Consider the following 14448-nt stretch of genomic DNA (forward strand, 5'->3'; position numbering starts at 1 on the left):
TCTGTACTCCTAAGCCGCTTGCTCAGTATGTTGCAGCAACTGATTTACAACCCATGAAGCACTACGCGCTCCATCTTCATGAAAGCCCCAGCCCCAGTAGGCACCACAGTATGACGTCCGGTTCTGACCATTAACCTCAGCCCAACGTTGTTGTGCTTCAATTGCAGGGGCATCAAACACTGGATGACGGTAATATCGTTCCACCCAGACTTTTTTCGGATCGAGGTTAAAGTTAGGATTGAGTGTGGCAAATATTTGAGTTTTACAGCTCAAATTTTGTAACTGGTTCATCCAGTAACTGAAGCTATAATGCATGCCACTATGATGGAATGGCGTTAATTCAGACGCAGGACTGGGTGTTACATGCACATGCCAACTGGCCCACTGGCGTCTGGATTTAGGCATGATATGAGTATCGGAATGCACCACCATACGGTTATCTTGATAACTAAACTTACTAAGTACGTCCAACTCTTGCGCTGACGGGTCTCTGAGTAAATTCAAGCTATCATCAGCATGGCTGGCAAAAATGACCCAGTCAAAACGTTCACTGCCCTGTTCAGTTTCAATTACTACTTCGTTTGCATTACGCGAGACTTGGACAACGGCCACCTTGCGGAAAGTAACATTCGCTTGGGACTGAATGGCATGCACGTATTGAGCTGATCCACCTTTAACGGTAAGCCACGAAGGGCGATCTTTGAGCTGCAACATACGATGGTGCTGAAAAAAGCTCACTACAAATTTATACGGAATCTGTCCGGCTTGCTCTACTGGACAGGACCATAGCGCCCCGCACATCGGATAGAGATGTTCCTGACGAAAGGCTTCGGAAAAGTCATGTTGATTGAGATATGTATCAATACTGAGCTGTGCATCGACCTCTTCAACATCAATATCTTTATTCGCCGCATAGAAACGAAACAGATCCGACAACATCATGCGAAAATCAGCGTTAAAGAAATTTTGTGGTCTAAACAAGAGCGAGAATTTTTTTGAAGGATTGTACTGCAAGCCAGTGACCTGATTGTTCACCGAAAAGCCCATGTCACTGCTTTGTGATTGAATCCCGAGTTCTTTGAGCATTGCACAGAACAGTGGATAGTTATGCTCATTAAATACAATAAAGCCACTGTCCACCGCGACCTGTTCGCCATCTATATTCAAGTGATGGGTATCGGTATGGCCGCCAAAGTAATTATTTTTTTCAAAGACCGTGACCTCATGTGCTTTGCTTAATTTCCAGGCCGCATACAAACCAGAAATACCTGAACCAATAATCGCAATTTTCATAGTGATTCCTTAGAATGAATAGTAGGAGCGCCTGCTTTGGCTACTTTTCTCTGTTTTCGAGCCTGTGCAATTTTACTGACGTCATAGACCCTCGCTGGAATTGGCTTTAAACCCCAGACTATCCCGAGCCAAGACATAATTTTTAGGAGGTAATAGGTCACATCAATCTGCCACCAGTAAAAGCCCTGTCGGGTACTGCCTGCATAATAATGGTGATTGTTGTGCCAGCCTTCGCCCAAAGTAATGATAGACAAGAATAAATTGTTGCGGCTTTGATCATCAGTGTCAAAATCACGGCTACCGTAATGATGCGCCAGTGAATTGATACATAAGGTCGCATGGATCAGCAACACGGTGGACACCACAAATCCCCAGACTAGTAATTGCAAGCCGGAAGTCCCCAGTTGCGGCCAAGCTATTGCCAGCCATTCTCCTAGCACATAAATTCCACCCGCGGTCAACAGCACCACAATTAGACTAAACCGGTCTAGCCAGATTAATTCCGGATATTTCAGCCAGTCTTTGATGACTTCTTTACGCGTGGCAAAGTTATATTCATTCAGAAACCAACCCACATGGCTATACCAAAAACCGTGGGTAGATGAATGCGGATCTTGCGACGAATCTGTATAGCGGTGGTGATAACGATGATGGGCTGCCCACCACAAGGGGCCACGCTGTGCACTCATGGTGCCTAGTAATACAAATAGGAACTGCACTGGACGCGAGGTCTGAAAGGTTTTATGCGATAAATAGCGATGAAAAAAAGCCGTAATAGAAAACATCCGAATCAGGTAGAACAGCAGCATAAAGCCAAGTGCAAACCACGACACTCCCACCCAGAACACGGCTAGACAAGCCAGATGCAAAAGAATAAAGGGTAAAATCCGCTGCCACTGAATCTTGCTGTTTTCAGCCGTCAGTGTTTCGGGTGCTGTGGCTGTAGACCAGCTGTCTATCCATCGCATCAGACTTTTCAACATGGACTCATCCTACTTTCGAGCGTTTGTATTTATTCTATTTGATGAGTGTAATCAGTCAGGTATGAATTTTATGTGAAGTAAGGAAAAAAAAACCGAACTGTAGAGAGATTTATCAGTTCGGTAAAAGGTTAGCAGATTAATGAGGCAATTTGATAAGTTTTGTCACGTCATAGCCATAATCTTTCGCAGTGTCTATATATGACTGATAAGTTGCTTCATCTAGTTGCGGTTCACGTGACAAAATCCATAGATATTTATTACTTGGTCCCCCCACAAGCGCCACTTTATATTCTGGATCTACTCGCAATACCCAGTAATCACCTTTGCTAAATGGTATCCATCTTAAACCTGTAGGCAAAAAGCTGACCTTCAGTTTGCTGTTCACCTGATTTTGCGAATACGCAACACCTTCAGAGCTAATTATTTCGCCATTGGCAATTCGGCAGCTATTCAATACCCCGATAGTTTGATCGGCATTGACGCTATATTGTGCCGTGATATTAGCTATACATTTACGCTGAAAATACATCGGTAAATGCGCAATTTCATACCATTTACCGGCATACTTCTGGATATCTACCCGATCAACTGCCTGAGGCGCAGCAGTTTCTGCTTGAGTCGTTGTACTTAAGCTGATGATAGACAGTGCTATCGCTGCAAAAGCAGACTTAAATCGCATCTTCATTTTTTAGCCTTGTTGGGTCTCAGGATTAAGATAACCCAGTTAGATGTGAACAAAGCGTGAAGATCAAATGATACTATTCAGTTTCTCCAGATCAGGAAATACCATCTGAATATTCACTACCTAGGGCGTTATTGCAGTATATTTGAGAGACCCAAACAGAATTACTTTTTCAAAGCCATTCTTTACTGTCATCTGCAACAGGCGTTCCATATATCACATGCTGAATCATGGCATAGGCGATACTGCCCTTGAACGGAATCTCGGGTAACTGATCAAATTTAAAAAATTGCGCATCGCTGAGTTCATTTTCTTGAATCTGAATTTCCCCTCCCTGATATTCTGCCTTGAAGGCCATCATCAGATTGCTGGGAAACGGCCACGGCTGACTGGCTAGATATTGAATATTTTTGATTTGTAGCCCCACTTCTTCCAGCGTTTCACGGCTTACTGCCTCTTCTAGGGTTTCTCCAACTTCAACAAAGCCTGCAATCAGGCTGTACATCTGGGTTTTGTTGCGAGCATTTTTTGCCAACAGAATTTCATCTGTACCTCGGGTAATGATGGTAATCACACAGGGATTCACCCGCGGATACTGGTTATAGCCACAGGATGGACAGATCATGGCATACTGGCTGACATGCTGCTGGGTGGCGTGACCGCAATTACTGCAAAAGCGGTGGTTACGGCGCCATTCCAGTAACTGTACCGCACGGCTGGCCTGTTCAAACTGCGGTCTGCTCCAGACTTGCACCAGTTGCCGGATTGGAACCAGCTGATAACCTTCCGGCACCGGTTCGTCTTCTTTCAGGTCACGAGCAATGATCTCGCAATTTTCCGACAGGTTTAGGTCGTGCTGCAGTCTTTCTACCTGCGGCAACTGAAAATGCTCATCCACTAGTAATTGCTGCTGTCTAAAAATATACGCTTTTGAATGCATGCTCATGACAATTCCCTGATTAAAAAAATCCCATACAGAGGGGTGTATGGGACAAAACTAAGGAAGCTCACATGGAGTAACTTCAAGCCAGATACTAGGCGTGAGCTACTTGAATTACAACCATAATAATTTGTATCTTTTTGATTAAAATCACATAATTTTCACACTACTCATGTATTAAGAAATCATGTAAAGCGAGTTTCATCAACTGGCTTTAGCATTGTAGGGATGAATATTTTGTTATAGCAGTACTCATCATTTCTGTGCGATGTCTGCGGGCCATCTGGTCGAGTTGGATTGATTCAACATGCAGGATGATCTTTATTTTCACAAAAAAATTGAACTGTCTTGACTTACACTGCGCTATCTTTCATAGGGTCTGGAATGGCTATGCGTTTCGGTTTAATTCTGGGTGACCAGCTTCATCATCAGCTTGCTACGCTCAAAGCGCTGGATCGTATCAGGGATGTGATCCTGATGGCCGAAGTTGTTGAGGAAGCCACTTATGTCGCCCATCATCCGCAGAAAATTGCCCTGATTTTTAGCGCCATGCGTCATTTTGCCAAAGAACTCAAAGCAGAAGGCTGGCGTGTACGTTACCATGCTTTTAAATCTGATAGTCCGATTCGTAGCCTGCTGGATTTCGTAGAGTCACAGCAGCAACTCTTACCAGTCACAGAACTGGTCATTACGCACTGCGGGGAATATCGTTTACAGCAGCAGATTGAACAGTATTGGAGCCAGCAGCTGCAATTGCCAGTACAATGCCTGAATGATGAACGTTTTTTCTGTAGTCCGGAGCAGTTCCGGCACTGGGCCAGTCGCTACCAGACACTGCGTATGGAATATTTTTACCGGGAAATGCGCAAGCAGACCGGTTACTTGATGCAAGGACAGCAGCCGTTTGGAGAACAGTGGAACTATGACAGCGCCAATCGTAAGGCCTGGGCTGGCAATCCCCCTTTGCCTGCACCACTTCACTTTGAACACGATCAGATTGATCTGGATGTGCTTGAATTGGTTGAACGTGAATTTTCCCGCCACTCAGGCAGCCTTGACAACTTCCGCTGGGGCACCACACGTAGCAATGCTCTGCATGCACTGGAGCATTTCATTACCCACAGTTTGCCACATTTTGGCGATTATCAAGATGCCATGGTTCAAGACTCAGACATGCTGTTTCACAGCCTGCTCTCACCTTATCTGAACTGTGGTCTGCTACTACCTAAAGAAGTCTGTGATGCGGCAGAAGCTGCATACCATGCCGGTCATGCACCACTGAATGCCGTGGAAGGTTTTATCCGACAGATTCTAGGCTGGCGCGAATATGTTCGCGGAATTTACTGGCTGTACATGCCAGAATATGCCAGTCGCAATGTACTGCAGCACTCAGCACCATTACCACAATTTTACTGGACTGGCCGTACTCGGATGAACTGTATGGCTGAGTGTTTCCGTAATACTTTTCAGCATGCCTATGCACATCATATCCAGCGTTTGATGGTGACTGGAAATTTTGCCTTATTAACTGGTGTAGACCCGCAGCAGATCAGCGAGTGGTATCTGGCAGTCTATGCCGATGCCTATGAATGGGTAGAACTACCGAATACGCTGGGTATGGTGATGCATGCCGATAGTGGCTTGATGGCCAGCAAACCCTATGCGGCCTCGGGCAATTATATCCATAAAATGTCCGATTACTGTAAGCACTGTAGCTACAATGTCAAAACTCGCACCGAGCTAGATAGCTGTCCGTTCAATAGCCTGTACTGGTATTTCATGATCCAGAATGAGGCGAAATTTCGTACTCATCCACGTATGGGCATGATCTATCGACAGCTAGATAAACTTAAAGATCGGCATCAAATTATCAGCCATGCCCAGCAACTTCTTAGCCAGATCAATGAGTTATAAACGATGAAAAAACAGCATCTCCCTGAAAAAATCTGTATCCACTGTTTACGCCCTTTTACTTGGCGCAAAAAATGGCACCGCTGCTGGGAGGAAGTACGATATTGTTCTGAACGATGTAAACGTGAGTCCAGACGGTTATCAAAACCAAACACTTAGAAACGCTTGTATTGCCGCGAACAATAGGCCCGTATCACATCAGGTGAACGCAGTTGCAGATGTTTGGTTTTTCGGCTAGTCACGCGTGCACGCCACATTTTAAAGCTACTGGGTTTCATATTTTGCCGCATCAAGCGGATCACCGCCGCTTCATTCAAACCAAACTCACATTGGATGGCTTCAAATGGGGTTCGATCCTCCCAGGCCATTTCGATAATTCTGGATAAGTCTTCTTCAGAAAATTGATTCATGCCATTCTCATTTTTAATTACTATGAAGCTTCAATAAGCTCTATCAACTCATTTACATAACTTGAGTCAACTTTAATTCAACTAAAAGCATAATAATACGATCATGAATTTTTTGTGATTTTTCTCTAGTTTACGGACTCAGCACAAATAAAAGGGCTAGTTAAACTAGCCCTTTTAAATCTTAGTTACCTCTATAAGTTGAATATCCATAAGGGCTTAACAGTAGAGGAATATGATAATGGCTGACACTTCCATCTACCTTAAAAATTACAGGAACTTCAGGAAAGAAAGTATCTTGCTTATTTTTTTTAAACCAGTCCTCGGTTTTAAAGGTAACTTTATAAATACCGGCTTCAAGCTTCTGATTTTTAGGAAACAATGCAGTAATACGGCCATTAGGGCCAGTATATTGCTGATTTAACTTCACCCATTCATTCCCAGTACTTTTTTCGAGTACCACCTCGACTTGAGCGGAAGGCAGACCATTTTCCAAATTCAACACATGCACACTTAAGGGGTTAGTTTGTGCAAAAGTCATTGAGGTCAACAATAGTGTTGAGAGTGGCAATAATTTTTTAAACATGATGGATTCCTTAAGGATTGAAAGTAGACTTAACAGCTTTTTCAGCGCAGTAATGGTCATTTTTTGCCCCCCCTGCTCCGGCAACGCCAATGGCGCCAACTACTTGACTTGCATTACGCACAGGTATGCCGCCACCTAACAACAGCAAATTAGATAAAGTGGTTAAATTTCTTGCATCACTGTTTTCATGGGCATTTTGACTTAACAGCAAGGTCGCTGTTTTGGTCGATAAAGCGGTATAGGCTTTCTTTTCGGCTGCGCCCAAGTTATGGGGGCCGACATTTTCATGCCTACTTGCCATCAAGGTATTTCCTCCCCGATCAACCACGACCACAGCAATGTTGTGCTGTATTTTTTGACAAGCAGCTACTGCGGCATCAACAAGGATGTGGGCAGCGTTAGAATCGAGTGAATAAACTTGATTCAATTGAACGGTTTGTGCAAAAGTACTGCTACTCATCAGCATTACTGTTAAAACAAGCCCTTTGAGATTGTTCATCATGATTGCCCCCGAATTAAGTTTTACAAAATCTTATACAACCTGAATGATTTGAAGCATGACAATCACATTACAAAGTTGTCATCTTCAAAATGAGTCCGAGCAAAATGTGTATTCTAATTATCGAAGATGAAGTGAAGATCGCCTCGTATCTGGTGAAGGGCTTAAATGAATCTGGCTATGCCGCTGAATGTGTTCATTCAGGGCTCGAAGGCTTGGAAAAACTAAAAATGCAATTTTTATACCTTGGTCATACTCGATGTGATGCTGCCCGATATTGATGGCTGGGCAGTGTTAAAAGTATTGCGTCAATTTTCCCAAATCCCTGTGATTTTTCTTACCGCAAAAGATCAGGTGATCGATCGGGTCAAAGGTCTAGAACTGGGCGCTGATGATTACCTGTCTAAACCTTTTTCATATATTGAATTACTCGCACGCATTAAAAGCTTACTGAGACGGCAACAGCATGTTCAGGAAAACGAGCTATGGATCGGCAACTTAAAAATGGACTTAATCCATCATAAAGTGTGGCGGAATGAGCAGTTAATTGAACTCAGTAAAAAGGAATTTAGTCTATTGTGCTTTATGCTAGAGCACCCAAATGAAATTATTACGCGCAGGCAAATTGCTTCCGAAGTTTGGCATATCAATTTTGATACCGATACGAATTTTATTGATGTCGCGGTACGCCGCTTACGCAGTAAAATTGATGAGGGGCATGAGATAAAACTCATTCATACTGTTCGTGGCCTGGGCTATAAAATTTCGGTTGAAGCCTAATGTTCAAGCGCCTTCGCTCTTTAGAACTCCGATTAACACTATTGGTCACATGGTGTGCTGCCATGGTGTTGTGTGCTGTGGCTTTTATGACCTATCTGGGCATCAATCAGATTTTAATTGCCCAGCAAGATCGGGCTTTGGTTGAACGCATTGAGCGACTGGAAATATTGCTGCAAGACAGTCGCAATATCGAACAGATTATTGCTCGCCCGAAGCTGTATCAAAATATGTTGGGTAATCAAGATAATTTGTTTTTATTGATTCAGGACGACCAGATTCTGATTAATATCAATCCACTTGGCATTCCGCTACCTGAATTTACCCATCAGCCCCAAATTCAATTCCGTGATTTATCGGCTTCTGCTTATCCCACCCGTATTGCATGGAAAACTATTCAAATTAATCGACAACCCTATCTATTAATTGCAGGCAAGCAGTGGTCGGAACGTTTAGCGATTATCTCGCCTTTTAAAAAACGTCTTTTTATCTATGTGTTTAGTGGCATTCTAGCCATTTTCATACTTTGCGCGATTGCCAGCCGTTTCGGATTGAACGCATTAAGAACACTACGCAAACAAACTCATGCTATTAGTATTCACAAACTTGAACAGAGACTTAATCTGAATCATCCTCCTCAAGAGATCGAACAACTAGCCTCCGATATTAACGCCATGCTTGACCGTATCGAACTAGGATATAGCCAACTGAATCGTTTTTCCGAAGACATTGCTCATGAATTCAGAACACCTTTGAATAATTTAATCGGTCAAACTGAAATTTTACTCATGAGTAAACGTAGTCCCGCACAGTATCAGGAACTCTTGATTTCCAACTTGGAGGACTATCAACGTTTAAAACGAATGATTGACAGCATGTTATTTCTAGCACGCGCAGATGCGCACAAAGTTTGCTTAAACAAACAGAAGATTCAACTTCAATCATTTATAGAAGATATATTCAGTATTTTCGAGTATCAAGCTGAAGAACAACACTGCAATTTTGTTTTAAGTCTCGAAGCGAATGAGCTATCGGCAGATCCTGAACTGTTACAACAAGCGCTGTCTAATCTGATATCAAATGCGCTCGTTCATGGCGGCAATCACCGAACTATTTATGTGCTTAGCCATAAAAAGATCATTAATAATATGCAGATGATTACATTATCTGTAATCACCAGTGGTTTGGAAGTTGCCCCTGAGCATTTGCCTCATCTCTTTGAGCGTTTTTATCAGTGCAGTTCCAGCAGACAAAGCCCGGCGAATTCAAACATGAGGTGCGACAGTTTCAAAAGCCATATGATAATCAACAAGCTGAGCAAATTTCTCTAATGGTGTAAGCCAATCTAACGCCTTTCTAGGACGAGTATTCAGTGACATGGCAACTTGATTTAAATAATGCTGATCTGCCTGATTTAAATCAATCCCTTTAGGTAAATATTGCCTAATTAAACCATTCATATTTTCGCATGTGCCTTTTTGCCAGGGTGAATGTGGGTCACAGAAATATACATCTATGCCTAAATCTTCTTCGAGTATTTTATGTTCTGACATCTCACGTCCACGGTCATAGGTCAACGTTTTACGCAGTTCTGCAGGTAAATATTTCAGAGCTTCAGTTAAAGCCTTGCGCACTGATTCTGCCTTTGCATCAGGTAATGTTGCCAAGATACAGAGCCGTGTATTTCGTTCAATAAGTGTTGCTATCGAACTTTTATTGTCTTTACCTTTAATTAAATCAGCTTCCCAATGACCCGGTATTTTTCTTTCTTGAACTTCGGCTGGGCGCTCATGAATAGTTTTAATATCCTGTAATATAGAATCTTTTTTAGGTTCACCGTTAGCTTTTCGCTTTTTATTTTCATGACGTAGACAGGATAATAAGTCTTTTTTCAACTCACCCTTGGGTAATGCTCGTATCGTTGAATAAATCGTTGTATGGCTTACATTCATTGTTTGATCCAAATCAGGAAATGTCTTTAAACGCTTTGCTATTTGCTGAGGAGACCATAAACAACGGATCGCTTCAACAATAAATTTCCAGAGGATTGAATCGATTTTGAGTTTTCTGTGACCACGTCTACGTCTAGCGAAGGTGTTATCAGAAGCATATCGAGCTTGATAAACGTCATTGATGCTATTTCTTTTAAGCTCACGATAGATCGTACTAGGATGTCTTTTAATGAGTTCAGCAAATTTTCTGGCTGAAAAGCCTTCTTTTCTTGACTCAAGCATTAATGCAGTACGATCTTCAAAGTTAAGATGATGGTATGACAATTTTATATACTCCATAAACCCTTTAAATTAATTAGGTGGTTTATGTCGCACTTCAAGTTTTACTCTGCCCCCTCATCAAACGGGTGGTTTAGGCCTATCAATTGTGGCATCCATTTTAACGCTTCATCAGGGAATGTATCAGGCAGTCAATAGCGCAGAAGGTATATGCTTTGAATTGTGTTTCCCAAAATAGTCTAAAATTTAAATGTATGTATTACGACATCAGTAAAGTAAATATTTACGTTATACTAAAAAATTAATTTAGACTTTAATTTTTTCTTATGCATATACATTTTTTTATCAGCTTGTTCTGCTGCAAATAGTAAACCTTTATGTGGAACTCTCATTGAAAAACCAATAGCTATACTAATATCAGCCTCACAAAAAGCATCTAAAATTCTTTTTAAAAGCATTTCAGCCCCTACTGAGTTGTTTTCCATACTTAATATTACAAATTCATCTCCACCTAATCTAGCAATAATATCATTACTGCGCACTGTATTAACAAGTACATTTGCAGCACACTGTATTAAATGATCGCCAGCCGAATGCCCCAAACTATCATTAACTTGTTTCAAATCGTTTATATCAATAAAAAAAATTGCTGCTGGATGACCATACCGTTTACATCGCTCTTCTTCCTTTTCTAAGAATTCTTCCCAAGCTCTTCTATTGTATAAACCAGTCAAATCATCTTTAAATACTTTTTTTCTTAAACTTTTAAACTCATTAATATGCTTGAATTGACGTAATTCAGCTTGAAGTATTCTACTAAGTAAATCTCCTAATAATTCTATTATGGCTATATCTTGACTTATATTTTCAGATTTTGTTTGAGGATGAATAGCACATAATGTTCCAAATAAGCTACCATCCTCATTAGTTATAGGTTGGCCAATATATGATTTAATACTTACCTGATTATTAATTGGTGCACTTGCATATAATTCAATTTTTTCTGAGGCAGGAGCAATTTTTGGACCATTTCCTTTAACCATATGGCAACAAAATGAATCAGCCCATTTAAAAACTTGACCTGGTTTAATATGGTATCCATGGTCTTCTGTTTGCAATACTATCCAATCATCACCTTCTACCCGTGTAATCATACATAAGTCAAATCCAAACCTCTGATGTAAAAAATTTAAAATTTCTCTTCCTGCATCTTCAAAATTTTTAAACTTTTGTTTATTCATTAAAGTAGTCCTTGGTTGTATACTAGCCATCTCTCGGTGAAACTTTTGATCCTAAACATACATTCTTATATCAAAATTAAAAAATATATAAAAGCAGTTAAATTAATATGCACAAAAAAAACATATTTTTCATAAAGTTGTTTTTACTTTCCAATGTTTTTCAATATAGACTATTGATACTTAAATTAAATAAAAAATTACTTTTATTTCGCATAAAATGTATTGGAGCCAAGGAGGGTCTGAAAAGTGAAGAGTGATCTTAGAAAGCTAAATATTGAGTACGTTTTAAATTCTATTGATAAAAGTACAGATCTTCAACTTATACTTAACTCGATATGTTCTTGGCTTGAATCAAATATTACAGATGCGTTAGTCACAATTATGCTTTATTCAGAAGTGGAGCAAACATTAACACTTGTAAATGGGGAACATCACTTTTCTTCTAAATATTGTCGTTCAATCAGTCCTTTAAAAGTTAAGGATAAGAATGGATCTTGTGGTACAGCTGCTTTTTCTAGAAAAACTATTATTAGTCGTAATTTGATACTTGATCCTAATTGGAAAAATTATTTAGAGTTTGTTAGAGAAGAAAATATTATTAGTTGTTGGTCTGTGCCTATTATAGGTGCTAAAGGTATCTTATATGGAACTTTTGGCACCTACTATCGTAAAGAGAAGATGCCCAGATCAGAGCACTTTGAATTTATAAATCAAGCGGTATCATTAATTGCGTTAGCAATTGAAAGAGAAAATGAATATAAACAGAGACTAGCTATTAATGAAAAATATAGCTCTTTTTATACACATCATCCTGATTTAATTATTGAAATTGACCTTAATGGTTATATTTTAAATTCAAATATTACTTGTAATAAAATTCTTGGATTCTCAGAAAAACAGATATTAGGAAAACATTTTTGGACTTTTATACCAACTAAATATCATAAAATTATTAACCTAGCATTTAAAGATGCATTAAAAGGTATTGCTAAACATTATAAAATTCCTGCATATCATGCTTCTGGCAAACTCATTTGGCTTGATCTTACAAATTTACCCATTATTCAAAATCAAAAAGTCACTGGTGTATTTGCCATCGCACGTGATATTTCTACACGATTAAAAAATGAAGAAAGCCTGCGCTTATTAAAGCGCGGGGTAGATGCGAGTCCAAATGGGATCTTCATAACTGACATCTCTGATAAATTAGAAATAGTTTTTGTTAACCCCTCATTTACATCTATAACTGGATATAGCCCAGAAGAAATTTTAGGCAAAAGTTATAACTTCTTGTCAGGACCTGAAACTGATTTAATTCAGGTAGAAAAGATCAAAACAGGAATAAAGGAACTAAAAGAAGCAACAGTGAAATTAAAAAAGTACCGTAGAAATGGAACTTGGTTTTGGTGTCGTTTAACGTTTGGGCCTGTATTCGATCAAAATAATATTTGTACTCACTTCTTAGGTAATATTGAAGATATAACTGAGGATGAAAAGAACAGAAGTTATATTAAGTATCAACATACCCGTGACTCAATCACTGGTTTGCCAAATCAGAGAACATTTAATAAATTTTTAGAAAAAGAATTTGAACAAAAAAATCAATCCCCAGCTAGTCTGGCATTATTTTACATTGATCTTGATGATTTTAGATCTATGAATGAAAGTCTAGGCTATTTGATCGGTGATAAAATAATTAGAGATATCGGCTCACGTTTACAGGACTTATTAAAAAAAGATGGTTTACTGAGTCGATATATTGAAGATAAGTTTATTTTATTAGTAAAAAATTCTAAAAATCATAACCAGTTATTTACTTTGGCAGAAAGTATACTTGACCTTATTTCTCAAAACTTTCAGATTGAAAATAAAACTCTACATTTAACAGCTAGTATTGGAATTGCCGTAAGAAACTCTAATACTCGATATGCTTCAGAGCTGTTATATCAATCCATGAATGCCCTGAAAGAAGCAAAAAAACAAGGAAGAAACACGTGGTATTTATATAAAAGAGATCCAAACAAATTTTTCCCAGAGAAAGATTATGCTCTTTTGCGATTAGAACTTATGACTGCACTAAAGGAAAAACAATTTAGATTATTTTATCAACCTTTGGTGGATCCACGAACAGGAAAAGTTCACAGTGTAGAAGCACTGATTCGCTGGCATCATCCTCAAAAAGGCTTTATTTTTCCTGATACTTTCATTCCATTAGCCGAAAGAACTGGTCAAATTGTCGCAATTGGTCAGTGGGTTCTTGAACAAGCGTGTTTTGATATTGCCCGTATAAATGGAAAAAATAGCTCTACAATTTCGGTCTCTGTCAATATTTCTCCCCTACAGTTCGGTCGCAGCAATTTCCTTAGTTGCTTGGAAAGTGTACTGATTAAAAGTCAACTTCCAGCTAATCTTCTTAAAATCGAAATTACAGAAGGCGTGATTATTAATGGTACAGATAGAGCAATTGAGATATTAAAGTCAGTTCGTGAGCTAGGAGTAAAAGTTTCAATTGATGATTTTGGAACAGGTTATTCAAGTCTTAGCTATTTACGTCGATTACCAATTAATCAAATTAAATTAGATCGTGAGTTTATAGATAATTTGACAAATAATTCTCAAGATGCATCTATAGTTCAATCTATAATTCATTTAGCTCATCAGCTTAATCTTGAGGTTGTTGCAGAAGGAGTAGAAACACTAGAACAAGCAAAAATACTTCATTATCAAAATTGTGATCTTTTGCAAGGATATTTTTACACGAAGCCAGTTGAACTGAATAACCTAATTTTTAAATATTACTCACTAGAAGAATGTTAAATTGTAGATTTTGCTAAAAGTTAAAATCTACAAATAATGTTACTTTAAAACGGCTTTGTTGCATAAAGATTTTAAAGATAG

13 protein-coding genes and 1 pseudogene are annotated in these 14448 nt (G+C 39.4%); 5 read left to right on the plus strand and 9 right to left on the minus strand.

Annotated elements, in window-relative coordinates:
• Positions 1–9: 9 nt before the first annotated feature.
• The 4 genes from CDG62_RS15600 to nudC all read right to left on the minus strand — a co-directional run bounded on the left by CDG62_RS15600 (position 10) and on the right by nudC (position 3904).
• Positions 10–1293, minus strand: coding sequence for an NAD(P)/FAD-dependent oxidoreductase (locus tag CDG62_RS15600; protein ID WP_087528778.1), 1284 nt, complete (start codon positions 1291–1293; stop codon positions 10–12).
• Complete coding sequence (locus tag CDG62_RS15605) at positions 1290–2276, minus strand: acyl-CoA desaturase (RefSeq protein WP_087528777.1); 987 nt, start codon at positions 2274–2276, stop codon at positions 1290–1292. Before CDG62_RS15605 ends, CDG62_RS15600 begins: the two co-directional genes overlap by 4 nt.
• Positions 2277–2412: 136 nt before the next feature.
• Positions 2413–2961, minus strand: a complete 549-nt coding sequence (locus CDG62_RS15610) for a lipocalin family protein (protein WP_087528776.1) — start codon at positions 2959–2961, stop codon at positions 2413–2415.
• 169 nt (positions 2962–3130) lie between these two features.
• Positions 3131–3904 carry an NAD(+) diphosphatase gene (gene nudC, locus CDG62_RS15615; protein WP_087528775.1) on the minus strand — a complete coding sequence of 258 codons (774 nt, stop codon included), beginning with the start codon at positions 3902–3904 and terminating at the stop codon, positions 3131–3133.
• Positions 3905–4288: 384 nt separating this feature from the next.
• Here nudC and CDG62_RS15620 point away from each other — a divergent pair, with 384 nt between their 5' ends.
• Together CDG62_RS15620 and CDG62_RS15625 are read left to right on the plus strand one after the other, a co-directional pair.
• The gene (locus tag CDG62_RS15620; protein ID WP_087528792.1) at positions 4289–5812 is read left to right on the plus strand and encodes a cryptochrome/photolyase family protein; all 1524 of its coding nucleotides are present in this window, start codon (positions 4289–4291) and stop codon (positions 5810–5812) included.
• A gap of 3 nt (positions 5813–5815) precedes the next feature.
• Positions 5816–5968: a DUF2256 domain-containing protein gene (locus CDG62_RS15625; protein WP_087528774.1), complete on the plus strand. Its 153-nt coding sequence runs from the start codon at positions 5816–5818 to the stop codon at positions 5966–5968.
• Here CDG62_RS15625 and CDG62_RS15630 read toward each other — a convergent pair.
• The 3 genes from CDG62_RS15630 to CDG62_RS15640 form a co-directional block, all read right to left on the minus strand.
• Positions 5965–6219 (minus strand): TIGR03643 family protein, encoded by a 255-nt coding sequence (locus tag CDG62_RS15630; RefSeq protein WP_087528773.1) that lies wholly within the window; start codon positions 6217–6219, stop codon positions 5965–5967. The two genes, CDG62_RS15625 and CDG62_RS15630, sit on opposite strands and share 4 nt — an antisense overlap.
• A 181-nt stretch (positions 6220–6400) precedes the next feature.
• The gene (gene uraH, locus CDG62_RS15635) at positions 6401–6802 is read right to left on the minus strand and encodes a hydroxyisourate hydrolase (protein WP_087528772.1); all 402 of its coding nucleotides are present in this window, start codon (positions 6800–6802) and stop codon (positions 6401–6403) included.
• A gap of 10 nt (positions 6803–6812) precedes the next feature.
• Positions 6813–7301 (minus strand): GlcG/HbpS family heme-binding protein, encoded by a 489-nt coding sequence (locus tag CDG62_RS15640; RefSeq protein ID WP_171405760.1) that lies wholly within the window; start codon positions 7299–7301, stop codon positions 6813–6815.
• A gap of 107 nt (positions 7302–7408) precedes the next feature.
• Between CDG62_RS15640 and CDG62_RS15645 the strand changes: the two are divergent.
• A pseudogene (locus CDG62_RS15645) lies at positions 7409–8081 on the plus strand (heavy metal response regulator transcription factor).
• The gene (locus CDG62_RS15650; RefSeq protein ID WP_228254404.1) at positions 8081–9409 is read left to right on the plus strand and encodes a heavy metal sensor histidine kinase; all 1329 of its coding nucleotides are present in this window, start codon (positions 8081–8083) and stop codon (positions 9407–9409) included. The pseudogene CDG62_RS15645 and the gene CDG62_RS15650 overlap by 1 nt, the downstream one beginning before the upstream one ends.
• Here the strand turns inward: CDG62_RS15650 and CDG62_RS15655 are convergent.
• Both CDG62_RS15655 and CDG62_RS15665 read right to left on the minus strand, forming a co-directional pair.
• The gene (locus CDG62_RS15655) at positions 9344–10312 is read right to left on the minus strand and encodes an IS30 family transposase (RefSeq protein ID WP_005804963.1); all 969 of its coding nucleotides are present in this window, start codon (positions 10310–10312) and stop codon (positions 9344–9346) included. The genes CDG62_RS15650 and CDG62_RS15655 overlap by 66 nt on opposite strands.
• A 290-nt stretch (positions 10313–10602) precedes the next feature.
• Positions 10603–11550: a sensor domain-containing diguanylate cyclase gene (locus CDG62_RS15665; protein WP_087528906.1), complete on the minus strand. Its 948-nt coding sequence runs from the start codon at positions 11548–11550 to the stop codon at positions 10603–10605.
• Positions 11551–11796: 246 nt separating this feature from the next.
• Here CDG62_RS15665 and CDG62_RS15670 point away from each other — a divergent pair, with 246 nt between their 5' ends.
• Positions 11797–14367 carry an EAL domain-containing protein gene (locus CDG62_RS15670; RefSeq protein ID WP_087528907.1) on the plus strand — a complete coding sequence of 857 codons (2571 nt, stop codon included), beginning with the start codon at positions 11797–11799 and terminating at the stop codon, positions 14365–14367.
• The last annotated feature ends 81 nt before the right edge of the window (positions 14368–14448 follow it).

The sequence above is a fragment of the Acinetobacter sp. WCHA55 genome (assembly GCF_002165305.2).
Lineage (GTDB): Bacteria > Pseudomonadota > Gammaproteobacteria > Pseudomonadales > Moraxellaceae > Acinetobacter.

Bases quoted from the DNA above. Each gene is read 5' to 3' on its own strand.
- CDG62_RS15640 (WP_171405760.1), bottom strand. From the start codon at position 7,301: ATGAACAATCTCAAAGGGCTTGTTTTAACAGTAATGCTGATGAGTAGC.
- CDG62_RS15605 (WP_087528777.1), bottom strand. From the start codon at position 2,276: ATGTTGAAAAGTCTGATGCGATGGATAGACAGCTGGTCTACAGCCACA.
- nudC (WP_087528775.1), bottom strand. From the start codon at position 3,904: ATGAGCATGCATTCAAAAGCGTATATTTTTAGACAGCAGCAATTACTA.
- CDG62_RS15630 (WP_087528773.1), bottom strand. From the start codon at position 6,219: ATGAATCAATTTTCTGAAGAAGACTTATCCAGAATTATCGAAATGGCC.
- CDG62_RS15620 (WP_087528792.1), top strand. From the start codon at position 4,289: ATGCGTTTCGGTTTAATTCTGGGTGACCAGCTTCATCATCAGCTTGCT.
- CDG62_RS15625 (WP_087528774.1), top strand. From the start codon at position 5,816: ATGAAAAAACAGCATCTCCCTGAAAAAATCTGTATCCACTGTTTACGC.
- uraH (WP_087528772.1), bottom strand. From the start codon at position 6,802: ATGTTTAAAAAATTATTGCCACTCTCAACACTATTGTTGACCTCAATG.
- CDG62_RS15650 (WP_228254404.1), top strand. From the start codon at position 8,081: ATGTTCAAGCGCCTTCGCTCTTTAGAACTCCGATTAACACTATTGGTC.
- CDG62_RS15655 (WP_005804963.1), bottom strand. From the start codon at position 10,312: ATGCTTGAGTCAAGAAAAGAAGGCTTTTCAGCCAGAAAATTTGCTGAA.
- CDG62_RS15610 (WP_087528776.1), bottom strand. From the start codon at position 2,961: ATGAAGATGCGATTTAAGTCTGCTTTTGCAGCGATAGCACTGTCTATC.
- CDG62_RS15600 (WP_087528778.1), bottom strand. From the start codon at position 1,293: ATGAAAATTGCGATTATTGGTTCAGGTATTTCTGGTTTGTATGCGGCC.
- CDG62_RS15665 (WP_087528906.1), bottom strand. From the start codon at position 11,550: ATGAATAAACAAAAGTTTAAAAATTTTGAAGATGCAGGAAGAGAAATT.